This window comes from Streptomyces sp. NBC_00554, from assembly GCF_041431135.1.
In the GTDB taxonomy this organism is placed as follows: Bacteria; Actinomycetota; Actinomycetes; order Streptomycetales; family Streptomycetaceae; genus Streptomyces.
Genome location: NZ_CP107799.1, coordinates 414,603 through 439,089 on the forward strand (window position 1 = coordinate 414,603; position 24,487 = coordinate 439,089).

Annotated in this window: 18 protein-coding genes; 6 read left to right on the forward strand and 12 right to left on the reverse strand. The window is 69.1% G+C overall.

The genetic code is table 11. The features are described from left to right. Positions 1-150 precede the first annotated feature (150 nt). Complete coding sequence (locus tag OG266_RS02035; protein ID WP_371541999.1) at positions 151-3,048, forward strand: alpha-L-rhamnosidase; 2,898 nt, start codon at positions 151-153, stop codon at positions 3,046-3,048. 243 nt (positions 3,049-3,291) lie between these two features. After that, positions 3,292-4,476: a glycoside hydrolase family 64 protein gene (locus OG266_RS02040; RefSeq protein WP_371542001.1), complete on the forward strand. Its 1,185-nt coding sequence runs from the start codon at positions 3,292-3,294 to the stop codon at positions 4,474-4,476. Between the two features lie 6 nt (positions 4,477-4,482). Here the strand turns inward: OG266_RS02040 and OG266_RS02045 are convergent, their stop codons facing one another. From OG266_RS02045 to OG266_RS02065, 5 genes are all read right to left on the reverse strand, one after another. Further along, positions 4,483-5,832, reverse strand: a complete 1,350-nt coding sequence (locus OG266_RS02045) for an MFS transporter (RefSeq protein WP_371542004.1) — start codon at positions 5,830-5,832, stop codon at positions 4,483-4,485. A gap of 167 nt (positions 5,833-5,999) precedes the next feature. Beyond that, entirely contained in the window at positions 6,000-7,211 is a 1,212-nt protein-coding gene (locus OG266_RS02050) for a prolyl oligopeptidase family serine peptidase (RefSeq protein WP_371542006.1), read from the reverse strand. 237 nt (positions 7,212-7,448) lie between these two features. After that, positions 7,449-8,129, reverse strand: coding sequence for a TetR/AcrR family transcriptional regulator (locus OG266_RS02055; RefSeq protein ID WP_371542009.1), 681 nt, complete (start codon positions 8,127-8,129; stop codon positions 7,449-7,451). Positions 8,130-8,230: 101 nt separating this feature from the next. Further along, complete coding sequence (locus tag OG266_RS02060; RefSeq protein WP_371542012.1) at positions 8,231-9,229, reverse strand: LacI family DNA-binding transcriptional regulator; 999 nt, start codon at positions 9,227-9,229, stop codon at positions 8,231-8,233. Next, the gene (locus OG266_RS02065; RefSeq protein WP_371542015.1) at positions 9,226-11,073 is read right to left on the reverse strand and encodes a glycoside hydrolase family 36 protein; all 1,848 of its coding nucleotides are present in this window, start codon (positions 11,071-11,073) and stop codon (positions 9,226-9,228) included. The genes OG266_RS02060 and OG266_RS02065 overlap by 4 nt, the downstream gene beginning before the upstream one ends. Positions 11,074-11,229: 156 nt before the next feature. On the opposite strand from OG266_RS02065, the gene OG266_RS02070 reads away from it, so the two are divergent. Next, entirely contained in the window at positions 11,230-12,441 is a 1,212-nt protein-coding gene (locus tag OG266_RS02070) for an RNA-guided endonuclease InsQ/TnpB family protein (protein ID WP_371542018.1), read from the forward strand. A 13-nt stretch (positions 12,442-12,454) separates the two neighbouring features. Here OG266_RS02070 and OG266_RS02075 read toward each other — a convergent pair whose 3' ends face one another. From OG266_RS02075 to OG266_RS02085, 3 genes are read right to left on the reverse strand one after another with little or no spacing between them, the layout of a single operon-like run. Beyond that, on the reverse strand, positions 12,455-13,303 hold the full coding sequence (locus OG266_RS02075; RefSeq protein ID WP_371542021.1) for a carbohydrate ABC transporter permease: 849 nt from the start codon (positions 13,301-13,303) through the stop codon (positions 12,455-12,457). Further along, entirely contained in the window at positions 13,300-14,238 is a 939-nt protein-coding gene (locus OG266_RS02080; RefSeq protein ID WP_371542023.1) for a carbohydrate ABC transporter permease, read from the reverse strand. Before OG266_RS02080 ends, OG266_RS02075 begins: the two co-directional genes overlap by 4 nt. After that, the gene (locus tag OG266_RS02085) at positions 14,235-15,611 is read right to left on the reverse strand and encodes an ABC transporter substrate-binding protein (protein ID WP_371542027.1); all 1,377 of its coding nucleotides are present in this window, start codon (positions 15,609-15,611) and stop codon (positions 14,235-14,237) included. The genes OG266_RS02080 and OG266_RS02085 overlap by 4 nt, the downstream gene beginning before the upstream one ends. 258 nt (positions 15,612-15,869) lie before the next feature. On the opposite strand from OG266_RS02085, the gene OG266_RS02090 reads away from it, so the two are divergent. Further along, positions 15,870-17,861, forward strand: coding sequence for a hypothetical protein (locus tag OG266_RS02090; RefSeq protein WP_371542029.1), 1,992 nt, complete (start codon positions 15,870-15,872; stop codon positions 17,859-17,861). A gap of 104 nt (positions 17,862-17,965) precedes the next feature. Next, a complete protein-coding gene (locus OG266_RS02095; RefSeq protein WP_371542032.1) occupies positions 17,966-18,586 on the forward strand; it encodes a TetR/AcrR family transcriptional regulator in 621 nt (206 codons plus the stop codon). 52 nt (positions 18,587-18,638) lie between these two features. Here the strand turns inward: OG266_RS02095 and OG266_RS02100 are convergent, their stop codons facing one another. The 3 genes from OG266_RS02100 to OG266_RS02110 form a co-directional block, all read right to left on the reverse strand. Next, positions 18,639-19,244 carry a GPP34 family phosphoprotein gene (locus OG266_RS02100; protein WP_371542035.1) on the reverse strand — a complete coding sequence of 202 codons (606 nt, stop codon included), beginning with the start codon at positions 19,242-19,244 and terminating at the stop codon, positions 18,639-18,641. 190 nt (positions 19,245-19,434) lie between these two features. Then, positions 19,435-20,709, reverse strand: a complete 1,275-nt coding sequence (locus OG266_RS02105; protein WP_371542039.1) for a YbfB/YjiJ family MFS transporter — start codon at positions 20,707-20,709, stop codon at positions 19,435-19,437. A gap of 88 nt (positions 20,710-20,797) precedes the next feature. Continuing rightward, complete coding sequence (locus OG266_RS02110) at positions 20,798-21,100, reverse strand: muconolactone Delta-isomerase family protein (RefSeq protein WP_329543570.1); 303 nt, start codon at positions 21,098-21,100, stop codon at positions 20,798-20,800. A gap of 411 nt (positions 21,101-21,511) precedes the next feature. On the opposite strand from OG266_RS02110, the gene OG266_RS02115 reads away from it, so the two are divergent. Continuing rightward, complete coding sequence (locus tag OG266_RS02115) at positions 21,512-22,435, forward strand: LysR family transcriptional regulator (protein WP_371542041.1); 924 nt, start codon at positions 21,512-21,514, stop codon at positions 22,433-22,435. 54 nt (positions 22,436-22,489) lie between these two features. Here OG266_RS02115 and OG266_RS02120 read toward each other — a convergent pair whose 3' ends face one another. Continuing rightward, positions 22,490-24,190, reverse strand: coding sequence for a xylosidase (locus tag OG266_RS02120; protein ID WP_371542043.1), 1,701 nt, complete (start codon positions 24,188-24,190; stop codon positions 22,490-22,492). Between the last annotated feature and the right edge of the window lie 297 nt (positions 24,191-24,487).

Below are 24,487 nucleotides of genomic sequence, written 5' to 3' on the forward strand. Positions count from 1 at the left end.
GCCTCGCACAATCCCTTGCGCAATGAGCTTCACTCGCCGCGACGATCGAATTGAATCGATTCATTTATGATCCACTTCGGCCTTCGCACCAACCGAGCGTCAACCGAAAACCCTCTCCCCCACCTGGCAGTACCAACCCGGGAGGCAACCATGCGTCGCCGCCGCTTCACGCACTCCAGACACATAGATTTCCGGCATACCGTCGGCCGCGTCGCGGCCCTGACGGCCCTGCTCACCGCAGGTCTCGTCCCGACGGCCGCCGCGTCGACCGGGTCCAGCGAAGGGGCGCCAACAGCCGTGTCCCCAACGGCACTTGCCGCCCTGAACTATTCGCCGACCTCCCGTACGGTCAAGCCGACCGCCGTGTACCGCACCTCGGGCAGCGTCGCGAATCCGACGAACGTCCTGAGCGGCCAGTCGACGCGGATCTCCGGCTCACAGTCGGCCATCACCCTCGACTTCGGCAAAGAGGTCGGCGGGGTGGCAACGTTGTCGTTCGGCAGCACCAGCGACTCCGGCCAGCGCGTGGGCCTGGCCTTCAGCGAATCGTCCCTCTACGTGGGGAACAACAGCGACCGCAGCAGCGGCCGCGACGGCGAGGACGGGGCGCTGTACGGTTCGGCGCCCGCCAACGGCTCCTACACGGTTCCCACCGCCCAACAGCGCGGCGGATTCCGTTATCTGACGGTCTTTCTGGACACCTCGGGGTGGGTGGACCTCAAGGGCGTCAGCCTCAACTTCACGGCGGCTCCCGGGAAGTCGAACCCGGCCGACTACGCCAACTACTTCCACTCCAGCGACGACCTGCTGAACCGCATCTGGTTCGCGGGTGCGTACACCGTGCAGCTCAACACCATCGCCTCGAACCAGGGACGGGCCTGGCCGCCGCCGTCCTCGGCCTGGGACAACAGCGCCACGGTCGGTGTCGGCGACAGCGTGCTGGTGGACGGTGCGAAGCGCGACCGTACGGTGTGGCCCGGCGACCTCGGGATCGCCGTACCGACCCAGTACGCGTCCACCAACGACCTGGTCTCCACGCGCAACGCGCTCACCACGATGTACAACGCGCAGTCGTCGGCGGGTGAAATCCCCTGGTCCGGCCCGCCGTTCAACCTCACCGGGTCCGACACCTACCACACGTGGACGCTGCTGGGTACGGCCACGTACTACACGTACTCCGCCGACCGCGCCTGGCTGGACTCGCAGTGGGCCAACTACAAGCGCGGGATGACCTTCATCACGAACAAGATCGGGAGCAGCAACCTGCTCAATGTGACCCGTACGCAGGACTGGGCGCGCGTCGGGCAGGGCGGCGAGAACATCTCGGCCAACGCGCTCCTGTACGCCGCGCTCAGGTCCGGGGCCACGCTGGCCACGGTGGAGGGCGACAGCGCGCTCGCCGCGAGTTGGAACAGCAAGGCGGCCGCCATCAAGACCGCGGCGAACTCCCTGCTGTGGGACGTCTCGAAGGGCATGTACAAGGACAACCCCACCAGCGCCCTGTACCCACAGGACGGCAACTCCCTTGCGGTCTGGTACGGGTTGACCGACTCCGTGGCGAAGTCGAAGAGCATCGTCACCGGGCTGGGAGCCCGCTGGGGCGCGTACGGGCCGACCACCCCCGAGTGGGGCGGCAATGTGTCTCCCTTCGCGGGCGGGATGGAGCTGAACGCCCGCTTCACCGCGAATGACGACTACGGCGCCCTGGCGCAGATCCGCCGTACCTGGGGGCACATGCTGGACAGCCCCATCGGTACCAACAGCACGTTCTGGGAGGGGATCAGTGCCGACGGCGGCCCGGCGTACGGCGGTTCGTTCATGAGCATGGCCCACGGCTGGTCGTCCGCGCCGACCTCCACGCTGACCTTGGACGTGCTTGGCATCGCACCGGAGTCGGCGAGCGGCGCCTACCGGTTCGTCCCGCATCCCGGTGACCTGACCAGTGCCGAGGGCCGCATCACGATGCCGCAGGGCGCCGTGAACGCGTCCTGGTCCCGCAACGCGAGCGCCGGCACCTACTCGGCGCAGCTCACCAGCCCGTCCGGCACCACCGGCCGGATCGGTGTCCCCAAGTTCGGAGGCGGCAACGTCTCGGTGTCCGTGAACGGAGCCGTGGTGTGGAACAACGGCTCGTTCACGCCCACTTCGGGCATCACCGGTGCTAGCCAGGACGACACCTACGTCTACCTCACCGGTGTCGCGCCGGGCAGCTACAGCGTGAGCGCCACCGGCCTGGGCAACCCGGCGCCGCCCGAGGTGCCAGGCACCGGTGAACTGCGGGCCGGCTTCACCCGGTGCGCCGGCGAGGGCGGCACCTGCTCCTTCAGCGGCACACGCGTCATGGCCTACGGGGCCGGGTCGTACGCCTACCGGACGGTGACCGGCAGTACGGCCTGCACGAACGCCGCGTTCGGTATCGATCCTGCCGCGAACCTCGTCAAGTCCTGCTATCTGGCAGACGCGGGCGGCCCTCCCGGGTACACGGCTTGCGCCGCCGAGGGCGGCACCTGTTCGGTCCCCGGCTACAACCGCAACGTGGCCTACGGAGCCAACGGCGCCTTCTCCTACCAGGTCACCAACGGTTCCGTCGCCTGCACCAATGCCCACTTCGGTGATCCCATCGACGGTGTCGCCAAGGGCTGTTACCTGCCGCCCGAGGGCGGTCCGGCCGGCAACTGGACGAAGTGCGCCTCGCAGAACGGCACTTGCTCCGCCGCCGCGGGACAGCCGGTGAGGTACGGCGCCTTCGGCGCGTTCAAGCAGGTCACGGCCACCGGTGACACCGCGTGCACCGATGCCGTCTTCGGCGACCCCATCCCCGGTGAGTCGAAGTCCTGTTACACCGCCACCGGAGGTCCGCCCGGCTACGCCGGCTCGTGTGCCGCCGAGAACGGTACGTGCGGCTTCAGCGGAACGCAGACCGTCGCGTACGGGGCGCGGGGTCGCTTCATCTACAAGTCGTTCTCCGGCGGCACGCCTTGCACGAGCGCGGCCTTCGGCAGCGATCCACTCCCCGGTGTCGCGAAGTCCTGCTACCTCACCTCCTGACCGGCGCCACTGAATCCACGGTGTCGATCCTCAGCACCTGCGGATCGACACTCGTGAGGGCCTCACACCCCGAGGGCTTTGCTTAAGCAGGCCCTAAGAGACCCTTATGGAGCCGGGATGCTGAAATACCCGCAGTTCAGGGGTGTTTCAGCAGCCCGGCAATCCATTGGCCAAAGCAATCTTTCTGCGTAGCATCGGGCCCGTTCGGCTCTCCCCCCACACCGGACAGGAACAGAGACTGACATGATCACCCGCAGAAGGATGTTCGCCTCGCTCGCCGCTGCCGCAGTCGCGGGCCCCGGCCTCGCTCTGGTCGCGCCTCGGGCGCTGGGAGCGGTCGCACCTGACGGCTCCGGCACGAAGGCCGCGGGAGCACTCCCGCTGACCGTCTCCAACTCCACCGGCGCGTACGCCAATTCCTCGGTCCATGTCTACATCGTCGGCAACCAGGGTGGACAACAGGTGCGGGTCACCGCCGATGGCGCCCTGGCGCCCATCGCGCTGTCCGACAACGGCTCCGACGGATTCACCGACTACGCCATCCCGTTGGCGTCCAGTGGCGAGACAACGTTGTCGATCCCGTACATGTCGGGCCGTATATACGTCGCGCTGGGCAGCAAGCTGAAGTTCAAGGCCGTGACCGACGGCGCGGGCAACGCGGCGCTCCAGTACCCGGCGGGGTGGGTCACCTCCGACCCCAACTACGACGTGCTGCACGACTGCGCCGAGTTCACGTACAACGCGGCCGGGATGTTCTGCAACACGACCATGGTCGACATGTTCAGCGTGCCGATGGCGATCCGGCTCACCGGTTCCGCCGACCAGACCACCGGAACCCTGGTCCCGGGCGGGCGCGACAAGGTCTTCTCCGCGGTGAGGGCCGTCGACGCGTTCGCCCCGCTGGTCGTGGACGATGTGCGGGTCATCGCACCCGGACACGGCCTGGACGCCGGGCTCTTCGCCAAGGACTACTTCGCCTCGTACATCGACGAGGCCTGGAGCACCTACGCCGGCAAGGACCTGACGATCACCACGAACGCGGGCGCCTTCACCGGCCGGGTCGGCGGCGGCACCCTCTCCTTCACCGGACCGGCGACCGCCGCCTTCGCCAAGCCTTCCACCCGCGACGTCCTCTTCTGCGACGGTGCGCTCGCCGCCCCCAACGATGGTACGACCGGGCCGGTCGCCGCTGTTCTGGGCGCGGCGTTCAACCGTACGACGCTGGTGAGCACCGCGTCCCAGCCCACCACCGACCCGGCGTCGTTCTACCGGACCTCGCTCACCAATCACTATGCCAAGGCCGTGCACGCGGCCACGGCCGACGGCAAGGCCTACGGCTTCGCCTTCGACGACGTGGCCGACTTCGCCTCGTACATCCAGGACACCGCCCCCGCCGGGATCCGTCTGACCCTGACGTCGTTCTCGTAGAACCTCTCAGGCGTCCGACGCGGCGGGCGTCGGCACCGGGCCGGTACGGGCACGGCTGCCAAGTCGGCCGGCGGCGGGTACCAGGGCTATGGCGATCGCCCCGGTCACTCCGGCCAGTGCGAAGGCGGTGAAGCCCCAGCTCTCGCTGCCGTTGGAGGCGAGGGTGCCGACCAGTGACGGTCCGACGACGGCGCCGGCGCGGCCCACACCGGTGACCCAGCCGAGTCCGGTGGCCCGTTCGCTGTCCCGGTAGAGGGAGTTCGAGGTCGCGTACACCATCACCTGGGCGCTGAACAGCCAGACGCCGGTCAGCGCCACGACGACGTAGGTCAGGCCGAGCGGCAGGTGCGACTGGAGCAGTAGCGCGCCTGCCGCGGTCAGGGTGAACCAGATCGCCGATACCCGTACCGGTCCGAAGTGGTCGGCGGCCCGGCCGGCGATCAGCATGCCCACGATTCCGCCCGCGTTGATGACCAGCAGGAAGCTCACGGAGGACGTCATTCCGTAGCCGGAGGCCTTCATCATGGTGGGCAGCCAGGTGCTGACTCCGTAGACGAGGAGCAGTCCGCAGAAGGACGCCAGCCACAACAGCGGGGTCGCCCAACGGGATTCGGGGCGGAACAGTGCGAGGACGGCGTCCAGTCGGCCCCGGGCTCCGGCGGCCGGGCTCGCGACCGGTGTGGGCCGGGGCAGGCCGTAGCGGTCGGCGACCCGGTCGGCCTGCTCGTGGTGGCCGCGGGAGAGCAGGACAGCGGGCGACTCGGGCATGAGTTTCGCCAGCAGGGGGACGGCGATCACGGCCGGCAGCACGCCGGCCCAGAACACCCAGCGCCAGCCCGCCGAGGGGGCGACGGTCAGCCCGAGGACCGTCGCCGCCATACCGCCCGCGTGGTACGAGGTCATCAGCAGCCCCGTGGTGAGTGCGGCCCGGCGGGGCGGGGCGAACTCCATGACCATCGCGAGGCACAGCGGCATCAGGCCGCCGAGCCCCAGTCCGGCTATGAACCGCCCGGCGCCGAACAGTGTGGTCGTTCCGGCCATGGCGCAGAGCGCGGAGCCGAGGGAGAAGAGCGTCACGCTGCTCACCAGGATGGGCCGGCGGCCGAGCCAGTCCGTGATGTTGCCCGCGGTGAGCGCGCCGATGAGCATGCCGAAGGTGGTCCAGCTGCCGATGGTACCGGCGGTCGAAGGGGTCAGGCCGAGGCCGTCGTCCTCGAGCATGTGCGGCATGACGGCCCCGTAGATGTTGACGTCCATGCCGTCGAAGAACACCGCCAGCCAGCACAGGGCCAGTACCGGGAAGACGGAACGGAAGGTGTGCCGGGGGTGTGCGTCTTTAGTGCCGGGAAGAGTCATCGTCGACCCCTTGGGGTGTGAGCGGAGTGGGAATGCGGTGCACTGCTGGGAGTAGAAGACTCGTTCGCCTGATGAAGTTCTCTTCACCCGAAAACTCGTGACCGGCGGCCAAGAATTTTCGGGTGACGGGGGCGGGGTGGGATTTACGGGTGACCAGGGCGGGTCGGTCAGCCGCCGAGGTGCTTGCCGAGGAACGTCACGATGTCGCCCATCACTTGCTCCGTCGACCACTTGAGCCCGGCCGAGGAGTCTCCGCCCATGAACGACAGGTCACCGTGGTCCGCGCCCTTGAGGACGTAGCGGGTGCTGTCGACGCCCTTGGCGCGCAGCGTGTTGTGCAGGGTCAGGGTCTGACTCGGTGAGACGAGACGGTCGTCGCTTCCGTGCAGCAGCATGAAGGCGGGGTCCGAGGAGTCCGCGTACGTGCTGGGATCCGCGGCCTCAATGGCACTCGGGTCGTCGTCGAGGGACTTCTTGGTGCCGGCACCGAAGACGAACTGCGCAGAGCTGGTACCGGCGGCCAGGTACGTCTTCTGGGTCGCGGCGTCGAAGTCGGAGGCGGTCTTGGACAGGTCGCCGGGACCGAACTCGTCGACGACCGCCTGCACGTCGCTGCTCTGGTCCAGGTTCTCGCCGGCCTCGAACTCCTCGACGCCATTGGTGGTTCCTGCCATCGCGGCGAGATAGCCACCGGCGGACTGCCCCCACACCGCGACGTTCGCCGGGTCGATGCCGTACTCGTCGGCGTGCGCCCGCAAGTAACGGATCGCGGACTTCACGTCCTGCAGCGTCTCCGTGTAGGTGGCGCCACTGGTGACAGTCCGGTACTCGATGCTGGCGACGGCGTAGCCCTGCTCGGCGACGTACGTCCGCTGATTCAGGTTGCCGGTCTTGTCAGCCATGGAGAAGCCGCCGCCGGTCATGTAGACGACGAGCGGCTTCTTGCCGTCGGTCTCGGGGACCTGGAGATCCAGCTTCAGTTCCGCCTTCTTGCCGTCGGCCGTCGTCGGCGTGGAGTAGACGACGTCGCTGTGCGTGGCGACCTCGACCGTCCCGCACTGGATCTGCGCACCGGTCGGGTCGATGACGGTGCTGGTGCTGGTGTCGCTCGCCTTGACGGTCTTCGCGAAGGACAGGGACGCACCTCCGGCCGCCCCACTCGGGGCTCCGCTCGGGGCTCCGGAACCCGCCTGTCCGCCCGCCGCCTGGGAGGCCGGGCACTCCGTCGACTTCGAGGCCGACGCGTCGGCGGTCGTGCTCCCGCTGTCCGAGGAGCAGGCCGTCAGCGCCAGCCCGAGCACCACGGATGCCGCAAGTCCCATACCGGCCCTCCTGGACTTCCTGCCCCCGGCCGCCTTCATGTTCTCTTCCTTGGCCATCGTTCTCCTCCGGTCACCCGAACTCAACAAGTGGAAACTCGATTCCCACTTCCTGAGGCACGATAGCACTAAGTGGGAATGCGATTCCCACTTGTGTGCGGGCAGGGCAGTGTTCAGCGCCATGCGTGGGCTGGGATCACAGCAGGCAGTGAGGTGCCTTGAGTACGAGGAGACAAGGGGCCGGTGAGCCCGGGCGGCGGGCGGATCCCGCGGACCCGTTCCGACCGCGACGGGGACCTAGCGAGGAGCCCGTTCGCGGGCCTCGCGCTCGCTCGACTCGTCGAGCGAGTCCATGAACCCGGTGTCACCGATGGCGATCTCGGGCAGGTCGGAGGCCGCGCCGGGCTCCGCCCGAAGGCCGTCCAGGATCAGCCGCAGATACCGGCGCCACAGATCGGGCTGCCCCGTGCGGTCGGTGATCGCGGCCACCATCAGCTGAATCATGGGGATGTCCACGGGCATCACGTCCGCACGCAGCGCGCCCTGCTCCTTCGCGCGGCCGATCAAGGCATCCATCGCGGGCGTGATCCGAGCGAGGACCTGAGCCTGTCGCCGCGGGCCGACCGAGGCGCCGAGCATCACCTCGCGCAGTCCCCGGTCGAAGGCCTGGACCTCGCAGGCCTTCTCCATGCTCGTCACCAGTCCACGCCACGCGTCCGGGTCGGCGAGACCCTCCTCCGCCGCACTCGCGAGGGTGTCGACCATGTCGTCGAAGAGCGCGTCCACCAGCTCTTCCTTGCTCGAGAAGCGTCGGTACACGGTCCCCAGGCCCAGCCCGGCATGAGCGGCGATGTCACTGAGGCTCGCCTCCACCCCCCGCTCCCGGAACACCTCACGGGCCGCGGCCAGGACACGACGGCGGTTGGCCTCGGCATCCCGGCGCAACGGGGGCCGGTCAGTGCCGGGGCTCGACGCCATCTCGATCGCTCGACTCCCAGAAAGGCGGTGAATTTCCGGTTCATGCTACAGCGGACCGGCCACAGTCCCCCGCCCCCGGAACTACCGGCTTCCCACGTGCCTCACCGCGCTTTCGGCGCCGCCGTGCTCGCCCGGATCACCAGCTCGGGGTCGAAGAGGAGTTCACCGACGGGGACGTCGCGGTTGCCGACCAGGGCGAGGATGCTGCGGGCCACCTCCGAGGCCAGGCGGTCGGCCGGCTGGCGGACCGTGGTGAGCGGGGGGTCGACGAAGTCCATGATCATGGCGCCGTCGTAGCCGACGACCGACACGTCGCCCGGGACCTCGTACCCCTGGCGGCGCGCGCCGCGGATCGCGCCCAGGGCCATGTAGTCGCTGGCGGCGACGATGGCGGTGGCGCCGCGGCCAAGCAGCGAGATCGCGGCGGACTGGCCGCCTTCGACGGTGTAGGACTGCCGGACCACCCACTGCTCCGGGTCCTCGACACCGCGTCTGGCGAGCGAGGAGACGAAGCCGCTGACCCGGCGGTCGGCGGGGCGGTTTCCGACGGGGCCCGATGCCATGCCGATACGGCGGTGGCCGAGCCGGTACAGATGGTCGACGGCGAGTTCGGCGGCCAGCAGGTCGTCCGTGGAGAACACCGGCGCCTCGCTCACGCCCTCGAACTGGCCGTTGACCCCGACGAACGGGATCCGGCGGGAGCGCAGGAGTTCGTACGCCTCCGGGTCCGCGCCCTCGATCGTGTTGCTGGACGAGAGGAAGACGACGGCGGCGACGCCCCGGTCGGCGAGCGAGGTCACGAAGTCCAGCTCTTGCACTCCGCCGGGGAAGCACGGGCAGAGGATCGTTTTGAGGCCGTGCGGGGCGAGGGTGGATTCGATGCGTTCGCAGACGTCGGCGAAGAACGGGTTGGAGACGAACTCCGTGATGACCGCGATGAGTTGACCCCGCGTCTGCCGCTCGTACCCCAGGTCGGCCATCGCCTGCTCGACCGCCTCGCGGGTCTTGCGTGACACACCCTGACGCCGGTTGATGACACGGCTGACCGTGGCCTCGCTCACCTGCGCCCGGTCCGCGACCTCGGTGATGCCGACCTTCATTCTGTTCCCTCCGCCGCCCGTAGTGCCACCAGCCCCGAGCGAGGTACGGGCACGATGTGCAGCCCCGGTGCCGGCGACCGTTCGCAGTCGTCGATGATACGTCCACGTTCGTCACGGACGGTCATGCGCAACGGGCGTTGCCCGCCGGTCATCTCCACCACAAGACGGTCCGACGCCGTGCCGTTGACCAGGGTGATGTCGTCGTAGGCGGTGGTGTCGACGGGCACGATCCGGTCGCTGTGCACGGTGGTGACGCAGGCCGTTCCGCGTGCAGCGGTGACCAGGGTGCAGAGCTCGTCGGGCCGGCCGGGTTCGACGTCTCCGTGCAGCAGCACCGGCCGCAGTCGCCGCCACTCGGCGAGCCAGAACGCCAGCGTCTCGCGGTGCTCGCCGGACAGGTCGGTCAGCCGTACGGAGATCTGCGGGACGCAGTGCAGGGAGCCGATCAACTGCCGTGCCACCGCGTGCGTGGGCGCTTCCTTGTCCCACAGGAGCATGTCGCCGTGGACCGCGCCGCCGACGGCGAGCAGGGCGGTGTCGAGCGTGCGCACCCGGTTGCCGGTGGCGTCGCCCGGGCAGTCGAAGGAGCGCAGCATGTTGCCGAAGGGGGCCATGCCGGGGCCGACGTACGGCTGGCGCAGTTCGAGCAGCAACTCGCCGTCGGGCCGCAGCTGTTCGAGTGCGGCGCGCAGGTCGGTGAGCAGGACGGTCATGGCCTGGCCGACATCGCTGATGTCGGTGCCTGGGTGGTGGGCGTACGAGCCGTCGCCGCGGTACGCCATGGCCTCGTCCAGAAAGTCGATCTTGAGTCCGTCGAGGCCGTGGTCGGCGACCAGTCGGGTGCACAGGCGGATGACGTGGTCGCGGACCTCGGGGCGGCGCGGGTCGAGGACGTGGGCGCCGGGGACACCGGCGGGCGCGGGGGCGTAGGGGGTGAGTTGTCCGGCGCAGTCGGCGCCGGGGCCGAGCAGCAGCGGGGCGATCCATGCCAGGTAGCGCAGGCCCTGCGCGCGTACGGCGGACACGTGTGCGGTGAAGTCGGGGAACTTCGCCGGGTCGGGGCGCCAGTCGCCGCACCCGGCGTAGCCGCGGCCGCTGCCGTACTCCTGCCAGCCGTCGTCGAGGATGAGCACCTCGCAGCCGAGGGAGGCGGCGAGGCGGGCCTCGGCCTCGACCGATGCGGCGTCCACACGCTGGTTGAAGGCGTACCAGGTGGAGTAGACGGGCGACTTGGCGCTGTCGGGGACCGGCATGGGTGCGCACTGCGGTTGCGCGGTGAACCACTTCCGCAGCCCTCGCATGGCCGTCGCGACCGTGGGCGCGGAGCGGGCCAGCAGGATGCGGCGCGGGGTGCCGTCGGGTGCGGGAGCCAGGTGCAGGTGCACCACGTGGGTGTCGTTCTCCTCGGAGACCCCGAAGACGACATCGGTCTCGGGGACCGGGTCGGCGACGGCGAAAGTGAGCCGGGTGCGGCCGTCGTGGTCGTAGAGACAGCCGGCGGCGGTGCCGTCGACGAGGCTGACCCGTGAGCGGCCCGCCCAGTCGGCGACGAGGGTGCGCTCCCAGCCGGCGCCGGGGTGCCAGTAGCCGGCCGCGTCGCCGAGCGGCACGCTCATCCTCACCTCCGTCGGTGCCGGCCCACCGTCCGTCCGGATCTCCAACAGGGCCTGCCCGTCGCCGAGTTCGGTCAGCGTCCAGTGCGCTCCGACGCCGGGCGCGTGGGCGAGGACCGCGATGCGGACGCCGTCGAGGAGTGGCTCGTAGCGTGCCGGTGGCAGTTCGGCCGTGGTGACGGGCTGGATGGTCGTGCCGGGGGTGACACGACGGGTGGTGCTCAGGGTCATACGGAACCTCCGTGGAAACCCCGGCCTTTGGGCAAGGGAGGAATCGGACTCCTGCGGAGCAGGGCAGGAGAAGCCGATTCGCCGCCAGGGCGGATCGGCGTGGTCCCAGTTGATACCGGGTAGGCTTTCACAAGCTGGCATGTTAGTTTGTGAGATATGGCCACTCACGTGAAGCGGGCGTTCAAGTACCGCTTCTACCCGGACGATGCGCAGGCGGCAGAGCTGTCGCGCACATTCGGCTGCGTGCGGAAGGTCTACAACCTGGCCCTCCAAGCCCGTACCACCGCGTGGTACCAGCGGCAGGAGAGGGTCAACTACAACGCCACCTCGGCGATGCTCACCGCCTGGAAGAAAACAGAGGAACTCACCTACCTGACCGAGGTCTCCTCGGTCCCGCTGCAGCAGTGCCTGCGGCACCTGCAAGGCGCGTTCACCAACTTCTTCGAGGGACGGGCGAAGTACCCGCGCTTCAAGTCCCGGAAGAAATCCCGCCGCTCCGCCGAATACACCAGCTCGGCATTCCGCTACCGGGACGGCACCCTGACGCTGGCCAAGATGCGCGAACCCCTGAACATCGTGTGGTCCCGGCCGCTCCCTGAAAACGCACGGCCGTCCACGGTGACCGTGTCCCAGGACGCGGCCGGGCGCTGGTTCGTGTCGCTGCTCTGTGACGACACCATCACCCCGGCACCGGCCAGCCCAGCGGCGGTCGGGATCGACGCGGGCATTACCTCCCTGGTGACCCTGTCCACCGGAGAGAAGATCGCCAACCCGAAGCATGAGCGGCGTGACCGGGCGCACCTGGCGAAGGCGCAGCGGGAGCTGTCCCGCAAGGCCAAGGGTGACGGCGCGAACCGGGCCAAGGCCCGCCGGAAGGTGGCCAAGGTCCACGCGCGGATCGCTGACCGGCGCCGGGACTTCCTGCACAAGCTGACCACCCGACTCGTCCGTGAGAACCAAACGGTCGTGATCGAGGACCTGACCGTCCGCAACATGGTCAAGAACCACACCCTCGCCCGCGCGATCTCTGATGCGTCGTGGACCGAGATGCGGTCGATGCTGGAGTACAAGTGCGCCTGGTACGGGCGCGACCTGGTGGTGATCGACCGCTGGTTCCCCAGCTCGAAACTGTGCGGGGCCTGCGGCACGATCCGGGCGAAGCTGCCGCTGAACGTCCGCGCATGGACGTGCGACTGCGGCGCGGTGCATGACCGCGACGTGAACGCGGCGCGCAACATCAAGGCGGCCGGGCTGGCCGTCTCGGCCTGTGGAGGCGGTGTAAGACCTCAACGGGAGTCCTCCCGGACGGGGCAGTCGTCGGTGAAACAGGAAACCCAGCGGGCGACCGCTGGAACCCCCCGCCTTTAGGCGGGGGAGGAAGTCAATCCTTCACGGCACCGGCGAGGAGCCCGGCTACGAAGTGGCGCTGGAGTGCGAGGAAGACAAGGGCCATCGGGATCGCGGCGAGGGCCGTGCCGGTGAGCAGTGCGCCGTAGTCGGTCTGGTCCAGGCCCTGGAGGGAGGCCAGCGCGACGGGGATGGTGAACTCGCCTGCGTCGCGCAGGACGACCAGAGGCCAGATGAAGTCGTTCCACTGGAAGAGGAACAGGAAGATGGCGAGGGCCGCGAGCGCCGGCTTCATCGGCGGCAGGACGACCTTGAGGAAGAGCCTGAACTCTCCGCAGCCGTCCATCCGTGCGGAGTCGATGAGTTCGTCGGGCAGCGCGGCCATCGACTGCCGCATCAGGAAGATTCCGAACGGCAGGGCGAGGTTGGGCATGATGACGGCCTGGTAGGTGCCCAGCCATTCCAGGTCGACCATCATCTTGAACAGCGGGATCAGCGTGACCTGCGTGGGGATGACGAGCCCGAGCATCAGCAGCCCGAACAGCGCGCCGCTGCCGCGGAAGCGGAACTTGGCGAAGCCGTATCCGGCCAGTGTGCAGATTGCGCCCGCTGCGAGGGTGTAAATGACCGTGATCAGCAGCGAGTTGACGATGACCTGGCTGAACTGCGCCGAGGACTCAAGGGTGGAGAGGTTGTCCATCAGGTGCCCGCCGGGCAGCAGCGGCGGCGGGCTGTCGAAGATCTCCTTGGAGCTGTGGGTGGCGGCGATGATCAGCCAGTAGAACGGCAGCAGGACGGCCGCCACGGCGATGCCCAGCGAGGAGGTCACCAGGAGCGAGCGGGGCGTGCGGCCTGGCCGCGGCCGGGTGGCGGTGAGGGTCACGACTTCTCTCCCAGCAGGCGGAACTGCACGATGCCCAGGATGCCGATCAGGACGGTGAGGATGTACGCGACGGCCGAGGCGTAGCCGAAGTCGAAGTATTTGAAGGCGTTCTGGTAGAGGTACACGCCGATGGTGAGGGTGGCGTTGTCGGGTCCGCCGCCGGTCAGGACGTACGGCTCGTCGAAGAGCTGAAGGGTGCCGATGGTGGACAGCACCGTCGTCAGCAGGAGCGCGGGCCGCAGCCCCGGCAGGGTGACGTGGCGGAACGACTGCCAGGCGGAGGCGCCGTCGACGGCCGCCGCGTCGTACAGCTCGGTGGGCAGCGACTGGAGCCGGGCGAGGAAGATCACCGCGTTGTAGCCGGTGTAGTGCCAGGTCAGTGCGAGGCCGAGGGAGATCTTCGCCCACAGCGGATCGGTCAGCCAGGGGACCTCGCCGATGCCCACCAGGCCAAGCAGCCAGTTGACCAGCCCGTACTGGGTGTTGAGCAGGACGGCGAAGATGATGCCGTACGCGACGAGCCCGGTCACCGTCGGCATGAAGAAGCCGAGCCGGAAGAAGGCCCGGCCGCGCAGGACCGTCGAGTTGAGGGCGACGGCGATACCGACGGCCAGCGCCAGCATGACGGGTACCTGGACGACCAGGATGATGGCGGTGTTCTTCAGCGCGGTCCACAGCAGCGGATCGTCAAGCGCTCGCGTGTAGTTGCCTGCGCCCACGAACTCCTGGGTGCCGTTGACGTTCTCGTACAGGCTCATCAGGAACGACGAGCCGATCGGGTACAGCTTGAAGACGGCGAAGAGGACGAGCGCGGGGAGGATGAAGAGATACGGGACGGCTCGTCGGCGCAGGATCCGCGCGGTGGGGCGGGGCGCGGTCGCCGGGCGGGAGACGCCAGCGGCTGTGAGGACGCCGTCAGTGGTGGTCGTGGTCATGAGGCGAGCTCCCGTCCGGTCTGGCGGGCGAGCTGGTCGGCGGCGTTGTGCAGGGCCCGGGCGGGGTCGGCTCCTTTGAGCAGCACCTGGGTCTGCGCGTCGGCGACGGTCTTGAGTGCGCGGGCGTAGTCGGCTGAGTAATTGACCGCGGGCGAGCGTGCCTTGAGGGCGTTCAGGAAGATCTCGCCCTTGTGCTGGCCGCTGAAGAACTTCGACGGCTCGTGGAAGACGGGGGCCTCGTACGCCTTGAGCAGGGCGGGGGCGATGCCCTTGCTGCGGTAGATGGCCTCCTGCGACTCCGGCCTGGTCAGGATGTACTCGACGAAGGCCCAGGCGGCGGCCTGGTGCATGCTGGAGCCCGCGACGGCGAGATGGGTGGAGTTGACGGTCGCGGCCGTGGTGCCGCCGGGCTTCACCGCTGGTGGCAGGCGGACCTTCCACTTGCCGGATTCCTTGGGCACCAGGCCCTCGATGATGCTGCCGAACCAGGTCGGCCAGGGCAGTACAGCCGCGGTGCCGGACTTGATGGAGTTCTCCAACGCGGTCCAGCCGCCCGCCAGATCGCTGACCAGGCCGGCGTCGTTCATCTCCTTGATGAGGGTCATCGCGGTGACGGCCTCGGGGGAACCGAGGGTGATCCGGCCCGCGGCGTCGAAGTAGAACGTGCCCTGGAGCTGGAGCAGCATCTGGAAGAAGTTGGCGGCGTCCGGCTGCGAGGCGGGCTTGTCGATGCCCAGGAGATGGACCCCAGTCGCCTTCTTGATCTTCTTCCCGGCGTCGATGGCGTCGTCCCATGTCGCCAGCGCCTCGCCGTCGACACCGGCGGCCTCGAAGAGGTCGGCCCGATAGTAGAACCCCGCCGAATTGGCCTCCCAGGGAAGGGCGTTGACCTTGCCCTTGCGGGTGACGGACTGCCACATGCCGTCGGCGAAGGCGTCGCGGTAGCGATTGGCGCCGAGCGGGCCGAGGTCGGCGAGACCGTCGGGGAACTTCTCGGTGTAGGCGGGGAGATAGTCGACGCCGATGTGCAGGACGTCCGCGAGGCCCTGTCCGCCGGCCGCCATCGCTGTGGTGATCTTGTCCCAGATCGCCGGGTTCCCGATGTCCTGGACGGTGACGTCGATCCCGGGATGCTGCGTTTGGAAGGCGGGGACCAGCGCTTTCATGGCGGCTGCGGGGCCCTGCCAGCTCCAGACGGTGATCGCGGCCCGGTCCGGATCGCCGAGCCTCCCGGCCTTGGTTGCGCCGGTCACCGAGCAGGCGCCGAGCAGCGGGGTCCCTGCCCCGGCGGCCAGGAGCGAACCGCCGATCCCCAGCAGGCGCCGTCGGTCCAGACCGCCTCGCGGAGGGTCGTCCGGCGGTGGCTGATTCACGGGCGAGGCATCCATGGCTGCTCCGGGGTTCCGGCGGGTGCGCGGCTCTTGTGGCGCGGCTGGAAGCTAGCAAGCGATGGATCCGACTTGCAATAGACGGGTGAAAGCTTTCTGTCTGACATCGCTTCTTAGAGAGCATTCAGACTGCATGTCTTGCATGTTTCTTGCGCATGACCGTTGAATCTCCTCTTCGGCCCCTGCTAGCTTTCCGCCACCACTCGGCCCCCAACCCGCCGTCACCGAAGACCGGGAGACCCGATGAAGCCCTCAAGGCTCATGCTGCTTACCGCTGTTGCCCTGCTCACTCCGATGGCCCCCGCACTGACGGCCACGGCAGCTCCGGGAGACGGCGCGGCTCCCTCGCCGGACACCACCGCCGCCCCGCCCCAACTCGCCCTCCCCGACCCGGGTTTCGAGAACGGCGGCACCGGCTGGACCTTCGGCGCGGGCACCGGGGTCGGCACCGGCAACTCCCACGGCGGCGCCCGCTTCCTCTACCTGGACGCCGGAGCCGGCAAGAGCGCGCAACTGAGCCTTGTTGCGCCCCGGAACGGCAGTTACGACTTCTCCGCGTGGATCGGGAGCGCCGGCGACGGCGGCACATACACGGTCCGGCGCAACGGCGAGACCGTCGAGACGATCACCCTGCCGCAGCGTCGCGCCTACGCCCGGTACACCATCAGCCGCGTCGAGCTGAAGACCGGCGACCGGCTGGAGATCGCCTTCGGCTCCGGCAGCGCCTGGGTCAACGCCGACGATCTGATGATCTCCCCCGCCGCGCCCGCCGACCCCAAGGTCACCTCGTCCGACCCCGAGGTCGTCGAGATGTTCGGCTGGGCCAAGAAGAAGGCCAACAGCTGGGCTCAACTGCCCGGCACGACCGGCCCGATCAACGTCGACGAGTACCAGACCGGCGGCACCGGCACCGCGCAGTACGCGGCCACCTACTGGGCCGGATACGCCAACCGCAGCGCCTATTACTCCCGCGACATGACCCACCAGCTCGCCGGCGCCCACATCCTCGGCCTCGACGTCGCGAACAGGACGATGCTCCGCTCGTACGCGTCTTCGGCCACCGCCGAGCACAAGTACTTCCCGGTGTGGGCCCTCAACTTCGACGCCCAGACCTATCTGAGCATCGACTACAAGAGCCCGGACAACTACGTGCGTGAGGTGCCGGCCGTCTTCGAACTCGTCGAGAAGGCCGGACAGGCCTACCGGTGGACCGGCGACCAGAGTTACGTCGACGACCCGGCGCTGTGGGACTTCTATCTGCACTCCACCGACGAGTTCATCGACCTGCACAACGCCGCCAAGCCCAACGGCAAGGTCAAGGTCGCCGAGGGCACGGGCAACGGCATCTTCGCCGGCGCCGCCAGCTACAACGAGCAGGACGGCGACGGCCTCGCCGAGGCCGGGGACGGCATCGCCTCGCAGTACCAGGCGTATCTGGCGATGGCCACGCTCGCGCGCGGCAAGGGCGACACCGCGCTGGCCAAGACGTTCGACCGGCGTGCCGCAGACCTGAAGGCGTACTTCAACGACGAATGGAGCGGCAGCGGAAGCGGAGCCGACATGGTCCGCGCGTACACCACGTCCGGCGCCCCGGTCACCGGCTGGGGCAAGGAGAACAGCGTGTTCGTGCCGATGAAGCAGATCCTCGATCCCGGCCCGCGCAACGACGCCTATCTCGACTACATCCAGACGCAGGAGTTGGGTCCTGAGGGGTCGCCCAACATCGAGTCGACGACGTACCTGCCCGACATGTTCTTCAAGAACAACCGCAACGACACAGCCTGGACGTGGATGAAGAAGATCTACGGCCAGCGGGAGATCCAGCACATCAACTCCAGCCAGGGCCCCAACGGTGACTACCCCGAGGTGTCGTTCACCCTGGTCAGTCAGACCGTCGAGGGCCTGATGGGCATCACACCGGACGCGGCGAACCGCACGGTGACCACGCAGTCGCGGCTGCCGTCCGGCATGAAGTGGCTCCAGACCGCCGACATACCCATCGGCACGAGCACCATCACCGTGCGGCACGACGGCGCGACGAAGTCCACGCTGACGAACAACGCGCGCAGCGGCGCCTACCACTGGGAGGCCCGTTTCCAGGGCGTCCACAAGAAGATCACGGTCAACGGTGTCCCCCAGCGCGTACGGACCAAGACGGTCGACGGCGTGACGTACACGTACGCGACGCCGACGGTTCGGGCGGGGGCGACAGCGGTGGTGAAGGTGGCCGACTGAAGCGAACGCCGCCTCCTGGTCAGCACCCACTCGTTCTCCGGGCGGCCACTCACGCTAGCCGACCGGTCTAGTAAGAGATAGTCGACCGGTCGTACACTCGACTCATGGGACGAACCAGCGACGCCAGGGAGAAGATCCTCAGTGCCGCGCAGACACTCATCGAGCTGCGCGGCTACTCGGCTCTGGGTGTGGCCGAGATCTGCAAGACGGCCGGTGTACCCAAGGGCAGCTTCTACTACTTCTTCGAATCGAAGGAAGCTCTCGCGCTGGCCGTGATCGACGAGCACTGGGCCGGCCAGAAGGCCGGCTGGACGCGCATCCTGAATGAAGACGCAGTACCACTGGACCGGCTACGTCGGCTCTTCGAGGAGACGGAGGCCGGGCAGCGCGCCGGGCAGCAGAGCTGCGGCACCGTCTCGGGCTGCCTGTTCGGGAACCTCACTCTGGAGCTGAGCAACCAGACGGAGGCCATCCGCATGCGGCTGCAGGAGATCTTCGAGGCCCAGGTCGAGATGGTCGACTCGGTCATCGCCGAGGCTCTGGAGCGCCACGAGGTCACCGTGACCGATACCCGGGAGGCCGCGCGGTCGGTGGTGGCCCAATTGGAGGGGCAGGTCCTCTTCGCCAAGCTCTACAACAACACGCAACGGCTCGGCTCACTGTGGGGGAACTCCCTGGCGCTGCTCGGTGGCCGCGCGGCGGGCGGGGTCGCGGCCGGCGTCTGATGCCGGTCCGCCGCTGACGAAGGACACAGCTCGTTGCCCGCCGGTGTCTTCGTCACGGGCCGCGCCAGATGTTGTCGAAGGCCGCGTTTTCGATACTTCGCCGTTGCCGTACGGCTTCCAGTTCCGTCACCGCGTCGTGGACAGCGGCCAGTACGGTCACGACCGCTTCGTCGGCGAGGCCGGTGACCTCTTCGGTGGGTTCGTCGCGGATGCCCGCGGCGGCCGCGAGGCCGGCGAGGACGGGCTCGCCCGACGTCCAGCGGTCGGCCGCCCGTCGACGTGCCGAGGCGTCGCCCCACACGGCCGGGCCGGTCCGAATGGGATTCCAGCGGTGGCGTGGCCGGGCCACTTGGCCTTCCGCCTCCAGGGCGGCCAGGTAGGCCGCGGCCAGGTCACGGCCTCGGCGCCACAGCCAGTCCTCGATGGGCTCGTACGGCGCCTGGCGGGTGAGCGACGCCGCCGCCTCGTCCAGCAGCCGGTCACCCATGGTCCGCGGCGCTGCGGGCACGATGCCGTCGCCGTCCAGGGTGAGCGCCTGGGCGTCGATGAGGTCGATCAGTTCGGCTCCCGCGAGCGCCAGCGACAGGTTGCCCTGCTCGACGGAACGACCGGACGAGACATCCATGGTGATGATCAACAGGTCGCGCGGTGTGGTCATGACGGGCTCCACATCAGAGGCAGGTGGCGATACGCCAGAGGCATGGGTGACGATACGTCGCCGGTGCCCGACCACGCCCCGGGGGGCGAGACCGGATGCCGCGGCGGACAAGCGGTTGCTTTGGACGGGCGCCTCGGACGGAAACCGACGACCGGACGGTGAACGGTCGGCCGACCGCGGCTCGGCTCCATCAGGCGCCGAGTCTGCCCGTGTCCGGGGTGGTTTCCGCAGGAGCCGACCGTCGTACCGGGATGGCGTGTCGCCCTTCCACCATGTCGTGCGGGAAGCCGATGCGCAGCACGGCGGCGGCTGTGGCAGCCGCGAGGACCACGACGGCGGCCAGGATCAGCGCCTGGCGGTAGCCGTGGTCGAGCAGCGGAGCGACGACCAGGGGACCGAGGATCTGGCCGACGGAGTATCCGGCGGTCAGCAGCGCGACCGAGCGCGGGACCCGGAGATGGGCCCCGGTTGCGAGGGCAAGGGTGCTGATGCCGATGAAAGTCGCGCCGAACAGGACCGCGGAGACCAGGGCGGCTGCTACTCCGCCGATCAGGGCGGGCAGGGCGATGCCGGCCGCCTGGACGAGGAGCGCGGCCAGCAGCAGATCGGGGCGGGACCAGCGGCGCCCGAGCCAGGCCCACAGCGCCGAGGAAGGCACCGCCGCCAGACCGACCAACACCCAGGCGCCGCTGCCGATCCACCCCGGGGGGCTCTGCTCGATCGCGGCGACCAGGAAGGTGCCGGCGACGATGTAGCCGACGCCCTCCAGCGTGTAGGAGGCGAAGAGGGCGGTGAACCAGCGGTGCGTGCGCATCTCCGGTCCGTCGGCCGGGGCCCTGCCGGATTCGGGGGTTGGCGTGGGATATGCCTCGGGGCGGAGGTTCCACGAGACGGCGGCGAGGACCGCGGCAAGTGCGGCCGAGGCCCACCAGGCGGCCCGCCAGTCGGCAGCGGAACGAAGAACGAGGACGAGCAGGCCGGACAGTGCGATGCCTGCGCCGACGCCGCCGAAGGCCCAGCCGGGCAGGTGGGCCGGGTGCTCCCGCAGGTGGCTGAGAAGGGAACTGACCGCGATGACGAAGATCAGCGCGCTCATCACTCCGGCCAGTAGCCGCAGCGCGATCCATACGGCTGTGCTGTGTGTGGCGGGCATGGCGGCCAGACTGACGGTCAGCACGATCAGGGCGGTGCGCAGGAGAGCGGGTGAGCGGACCAGCGCGGGGGCCGCGATGCCGGCGAGCGCGCCCACGAGGTAGCCGATGTAGTTGGCGGTGGCCAGATTCGCGCCGGCACCCGCGGACAGCCCCGCCTGAGCATGCATCAGGGGGAGGATCGGGGTGTAGACGAACCGGCCGACCCCCATGCCCGCGGCGAGCGCCGCGGCGGCTTGGACGACGTGCCCCCAGGGCGAGTGGAGCGCCGCGCTTCCTCGTGCCCGGGCGTCGCGCAGGGCTCGTACGCTCATGACGAAGTCCTTGTGAGATCGCGCGGGCTTCCGGGCGGCCACGACTCACCGCCGTGAACTCGGCGGTGAACGGACGGGGAATGTGACGTCACTGCGTGGCGTCGGTCCGGCCCGGGTCGTTGGGGTGGGACTCGAGGGCGGTGACGGTGAAAGTCATCCACGGGCTCAGTGGCAGCGTGCCGAGCACCTTCTCATGGAGCTCGTCCTCGTCGGCGGCCCGCCAGACGCCGATGCTGCGCAACTCTCCGACCGGGCGCCACAGCCGCGCCAGGTTGCCGGTGCCGGCCAGTTCCCGGGCACGGACGGCTTCGGCGGCGCGCCGCCGGTCGACCTCGTCCTGGCTGGTGCCCTCGGGGACGGTGGTGGTGATCTCGACCAGGAACTCTCGCATCGTCCTGCTCCGTTCGGTCGGGCGTCCGGCGACGGCCGGGGCGTACGGGTGGTGGGAGGCCTGTGTTTTCAGAGGGTCGGCTGCCGCGGTGTTTTCAGCGAGGCGGCCGTCGCGGTGTGATCGGACGGCGGCCGGCGTACCGGGGGGCGGCAGGTTCAGCCTGTCTGCCGGGGGCGTCGAAGGACGTCCAGCTGAGCGTCGAAGCGGGCGGCCGATCGTCGGCGAACTCCGAGCCCGTCGGTCCTGCCGGGTCGGCGACCGGCTGCACCGCTTCAACCCGCCGGATACCGGCGGGGACCACTGCGCTCGCATGCCGTCGGGTTGTCATACGCTCATCGTCCGCCTGCGGCAGGGGCGCCGCCACGACGGGCTTGCTCCCTGCTGGGAGGCGTGGCCTCTCACCGACGTAGCATGACAGGCGTGGAACTGCGCCAACTGCGGTATTTCGTTGCGGTCGCCGAGGAACTGAACTTCGGCCGGGCCGCCGCGCGGCTGCTGATCGCGGGCCCCTCCCTGTCGCAGCAGATCAAGGCGCTCGAACGCGACCTAGGGGTGCAGTTGTTCGTTCGTGACCGCCGTTCGGTGTCCCTCACCCCGGCCGGTTCGGCCCTGCTCCCGCACACCCGCGCACTGCTGGAACGGGCGGAGGACCTCCAGCGGCGTGCCGGCCGACTGTCCGGTTCGGAACCGGTACGGCTCGGCTACGTCAACTGGCTCCCGCCCGACCTGACCGCCCGCGCCGCCGGGGTGGCCCAACTCCACATCGACGCCTGGATCGCGCCCTCGCACACCCAGGCCGCCCGGGTCGCCGACGGCAGCCTGGACCTCGCCGTGTGCTGGGTACGGACCGAGGACCTGGAAAAGCGCGGCCTGCACGCCCGGCTCATCGGCGCCGACCGGCTGTACGCCGTTGCAACCGGCGACGACACGAGCGACGTGGCCGCCCGGGGCACCGTCGTCCTCCTCGACGACGACACCACCTCCTGGTCGTCCTGGAACATCTATGCCGAACAACTGGCCCGGGACACCGGAGCCCGCGCGGTACACATCGCCGACAATGGCATCACCGGACCCGCGTTCTTCGACCACGTACGCCGCAGCAACCGTCCGGTCATCAACTCCCCCAAGGGCCAGACCACTCCCCTGCCGCCCGACCTGGTCCAACGCCCGATCGTCGCACCGGAGGTGCACTGGACCTGGTCCCTGGTCCGGCGCGAGAGCGAGAACCGCCCCGCGGTCCTCGCCCTCGTCGACGCCCTCTGCAACAGGGTGGGCGACCTCGGGATCCACACCCCGGACGCCTGGTTGCCCGAGGGCGACCCGCACCGGAACTAGCCGCCTGAACCAGTGACTAGGACCCGCACCGGAATTGGTCGCCTGGGTCAGTGACTAGACCGTCGCGAGGTCGAACTGCTCCCACGTCCCGATCGCCGTGCGGTTGGCGATGAGCGGGTCGGCTCCGCCGTTGTCGGCCGTCACGTACTTGCCGTTGGCGGAGGCGAGCAGGCTGACCGTGCCGTTGGAGTTGTCCACCAGTTGGAAGGTCTCCCAGGTGCCGATGGCGGTGCGGTCCGCGATCAGGGCGGAGGCGCCCGCGTCGACCGCGCTGACGATACGGCCGTTGGCGCGGGAGCGCAGGGCGATGCTGCCGTTGCCCAGGTCGATCTGGTCGAACCGTTCCCACAAGCCGACCGAGTCGCGGTTGGCGATCAGGGACTTGGCGCCTGCGCTCTCCGCGGTGACGAACTTGCTGTTGGCCCGCGCTTTGAGGGTGATCGTGGCGGTGGCCGGGGTGCCCGCGGAAGTGCCGTTGACGAAGGGCTGGGTGGGGCGGGTGGCGGTCAGGGCGAGTTCACCCTTGAGCATGCGGCCGCCGTCACCGGTCAGGCGCAGGTAGTAGTCCGAGGAGCAGGCCGTGCCGTCCTCGTCGAGGGCGAGCAGTCCCGAGTCCGTGGGGACCCAGGCCTGCGACTCGGCGGTCTTGGCGATCTGGTTCCCCTCGTTGTACTCGTCGTACATGGAGATGTAGATGCCCTGCACTCCGGCCCTGACCATGTTGTAGACCTGCCGCCACATGAAGTCCCCGTGGGCGCGCTGGCGTTCGGCGACGTCGCCGGGCAGCACGCACGGCTGGTAGTCGATGCCGTGGGCGGCGCAGTCGGCCAGGTCCGGCACGGTTGCCTGGGTGTAGAAGTTGTCGGCGTCGGAGGCGTTGCCGATCCGGCCCACCATCCACGGCGAGATCATGTTGAGGGCGTGGTAGACGTCTGAGCAGCCTGAACGCGAGTCGCCGGTGCCGGTGCGCCACCAGGTCGGCACGCCGCCGATCACGTAACAGCCCTGGCCCTTGAACCAGTTGATGACGTCGAGGCAGGCGTCCGCGCTGAACGCGTGCTTGTCGTCGTTGAATCCGAAGCCCCAGATGCACACGACAGGCTTGCCGTTCTGGAGCGCGTACGCCGAACTCTGCGTGTGGGCGGACATCTTGTTCGTCCAGTCGGTCTTGATCTCCGACTGCATGGCGGTCCAGCCGCTGACGTCGTACATGACGTAGAACTTCCGCCCGTACGCCTCGGCGGCGCCGCGCACCTTCTGGGCCATGGCGTCCCGCGTCGGGCCCTCGCTGCCGTTGGGGTTGAACCTCTGGAGCGCGGCGGTGTCGATGCCGTACTGCTGCATCCACAGGAAGTGGGCGTCCACGGTCTGCTGGTCGTACGAGGAGAACAGCGAGGCCGTGCGGCCGTTGCCGAGGTTGCCGAACGCCGTCGGGTACGTCTTCGTGATGTCGCGGACGTCGGGCCAGGCCTTGATGCCGTTGTTGGAAGGGGACGGGGTCTGGGCGCTGTTGGGGGCCCAGTGCCACCAGGCGTTGATCGGTGCGCCGTCGCCCTTGCAGGCGAACCAGCCCTGGTAGCCCACGGTGATCTTGCCGACGACGTCGCCGGGAGCGCTGGCGGTGGCGCTCGTGGTGGCCGCCGAAGCGGCCCGCGCGATGCCGACCGCGCCGAGTGCGGCGGCCGCGGTGCCGCCGGCCGTCGCGCCGAGGACCCTGCGGCGCGTCCAGGTCGGCGTGCGGTGGGACTTGGGCACATGAGGCTCCGAGAGGCGCGGGGGGATGACCTGGGCGGGGGCCCGGGCGAGGCATCTGGGGGTGCGAGAGCGGAAATCTCAAGGCGTGAGTTAAGTCGTGAGGGCCGTGGAGCGTCAAGGCGCGCGCCCCGCATGGGGGCAATGCATGGAATGGTCGCAAAGGTGAACCGTGCGGATGGACAACTTGCCCGCCGCAAGGGGCTGGTGGGGTGCGGCGGCACATTTGTTAGGAGTTTTTAAGGGCTCCATGAGCGCCCTCATATGAACGGCGACCAGGCTGGGAAGTAGTTGCCCCAG